The sequence below is a fragment of the Brevibacillus sp. NRRL NRS-603 genome (assembly GCF_003013445.1).
GTDB classification, from domain to species: domain Bacteria; phylum Bacillota; class Bacilli; order Brevibacillales; family Brevibacillaceae; genus Brevibacillus; species Brevibacillus formosus.
Genome location: NZ_PXZN01000134.1, coordinates 1 through 2,607, shown reverse-complemented (window position 1 = coordinate 2,607; position 2,607 = coordinate 1). Strand labels below are relative to the sequence as shown.

Annotated in this window: 3 protein-coding genes; all 3 read right to left on the bottom strand. The window is 47.1% G+C overall.

Annotated elements, in window-relative coordinates:
* Positions 1-75: 75 nt before the first annotated feature.
* The 3 genes from C7R94_RS29175 to C7R94_RS29165 all read right to left on the bottom strand — a co-directional run bounded on the left by C7R94_RS29175 (position 76) and on the right by C7R94_RS29165 (position 2,545).
* Complete coding sequence (locus C7R94_RS29175) at positions 76-990, bottom strand: COX15/CtaA family protein (protein WP_106785992.1); 915 nt, start codon at positions 988-990, stop codon at positions 76-78.
* Between the two features lie 122 nt (positions 991-1,112).
* Positions 1,113-2,048, bottom strand: a complete 936-nt coding sequence (gene cyoE / locus C7R94_RS29170; protein ID WP_106785991.1) for a heme o synthase — start codon at positions 2,046-2,048, stop codon at positions 1,113-1,115.
* A 38-nt stretch (positions 2,049-2,086) separates the two neighbouring features.
* A complete protein-coding gene (locus C7R94_RS29165) occupies positions 2,087-2,545 on the bottom strand; it encodes a DUF420 domain-containing protein (RefSeq protein ID WP_007728156.1) in 459 nt (152 codons plus the stop codon).
* Positions 2,546-2,607 lie beyond the last annotated feature (62 nt).

The window sequence follows — 2,607 nt, the reverse complement described above, 5'->3', positions numbered from 1 at the left end:
GAAATGCGCTTCTTCCCCACCACTACAGCCGCATAATAAGCTGCCCTCCACGAATCAGGAGCGCAGCTTTTCCTTTTATCTTCTCAGCTTTTCATTTGTCGGTGACTTCAACGTCTGCAAACACATGTAGCAGATGATCCCGAACAAAATCGTGATGATCATCGAGTGAGTCAGTGTAGCGTACAGGTGAAGCTTGTAGATGATTACGAAGCCGCCGCTGAACACCTGCGCGATGCAAAGAATAAAGCTCAGGATACTTGCACCGTACAAGTCACGCCGTTTTTCCTTGAAATGTCGCATGCAGTAAATCATCGTCCCCAACAACAAGAATCCCAACACCAACGCAGCGATTCTGTGGGCAAAATGAATACCGGTCTGTCCGTACAACTCTGGGATGACCTGTCCCTGACATAACGGCCAGTCACTGCAGGCCATACTTGAACCCGTATGTCTGACATACGCTCCCAGATAAACGACAGCGTACGTATAAATAGCGACGAACCACATCCAGTTGCGGAAGCCTTTTGAGACGGTCGTTTTCACCAGGCTTTGCATTTTTTCTCGCTGATAAACGAACACACTCAACAAGAACACCCCTGAATAAGCAAGCAAGGAAAATCCGAAGTGCAGAGCCAAAACAGATGAAGACTGTGGCCAAATAACGGCAGAAGCGCCGAGAATGGACTCCACTACGATGAAAAACAAACCAAAAATAGCGAGATTGCGAACTTCTTGGTTGTTTTTGTAATACCGCCAGCAAAGTACAGAAAAAATCGCGACAACAATACCGGCAACACCTGTGATCAGGCGATGAGAATATTCAATAATGGATGCCAACGTGTATTCCGGAACCCATTTCCCGTTGCACAGCGGCCAGTCATTTCCACAGCCGAGTGCTGAATCTGTCTTGGTTACAAGCGAACCGGCTACCATCACGATAAACATGATCAAGGTAGCAAGAAAAGCTAATGGCTTCAGCCATTTTCCCATAGTAAGTCACCCTGTTTCTTGTGAGGATCAAACAACACCTCGTTCTATGTCCTCTTTTACGATAATGAAACATCCCCTGCTAAGCAAGGGATGTTCCGTGAACATTTAGTGAGTGTTTCGTGTCAATAATAGTTGACCATGGTACTAATGACGATCGCTGCACAAAACACTGTCAAATAAAGGATGGAATAACCGAACAGTTTGCGTGCCCAAGCAAGATCATCCTTGGTTTTGAACCCTTGGAAAAGCAGAACCATGTATACAATCCCCATCACGCTCATGACGAGCAAATACACAAAGCCCAGGCTACCGTGGATAAACAGCAGCAAAGAAGCCGGGAACAACACCGAACCCCACAGCACCATTTGTCGTTTCGTCTCGGCAAAGCCTTTTACTACCGGTAGCATCGGCAGATTACCTGCACGGTATTCTTCTGTTTTCAGCATAGCCAACGCCAAAAAATGGGGAGGCTGCCACAAGAACAATACCAAGAACAACAGCCAAGCGGTCATGTCCATGGTCTCTGTTACTGCGACCCACCCAATTACCGGAGGAGCTGCACCTGAAATACCGCCAATCACCGTATTGAGAGTTGTCACTCGTTTCAACGGCGTGTAAATCAGCACGTAAAAAATGTGGCCGATCAATCCCCAAACCGCCGCCAAGGGATTCGCATATACAGCCAGCACAGTAACCCCTGCCAGCAGCAGACCAATTCCTAAGAGGATTGCGTTACGTGCAGAAATTCTTCCGGTCGCTACCGCCCGATGTTGCGTCCGCTTCATTTTTTTGTCCAAATCACGGTCGTAGAAATTGTTTAAAGCCGCACCCGACATAATGACCAAAGCGGTTCCTAGCAAGGTGAAAAAAGCCAGTTTCCAGTTCGGATAACCGTAGGACGCTAACCATAAAGCAGCAAAAGTGGTCATCAAGTTTGACAGGGTAATGCCAGGCTTCGTCAGTTGTACGTAATCCCGAAAGGTAGCTGGCCCTACTGGCTGTGTCTGCAAAGAAGCATCGGCATCAAGCGATTCCTGCACGGTGATTTGCTGGTCCACGTTTTTTACCTCCTGTTTCCTTCTATCTGAGCACCCGATTACTTACCAAAAATTACATCCAGCACGCCAGACGTCTCGCCACCTGGATAAATCCAGTACAGCAGCAGATAAACCGCAGCTCCTGTAATCGAGGTGACAAACCAGACAATGGATGTCCAAGGACCGATCTTACGATGAGAAGCATAGTTTTTCGTGTAAGCGTATCTGAGTGTAATCAGACCCATCACACCACCGACTGTTGCCAGGACGATGTGGAAGAACAAGAACGTCTGATAGATTGGCTTGATGCTGTCTGGTCCGCCAAAATGCGTGTTTCCGATAAACGCCGTTCTGGAAACATAAGTGATAAAGAAGATCGTGGCACAGATCGCAGCCCATTTCATAATCTTCATATGCTTTTCTACTTGCTTTTTCGCAATGGCATACCAGCCAATCGCAACGAGAATTCCGCTAATAACGATAAAAGCCGTACTTACCGTAGGCAATATGAGCCCCATTTTTTCACCTCATTCAACAAACGTTTCTTCTGTTCGCGCGTATTTAAAAAGTCGGCTTTTCA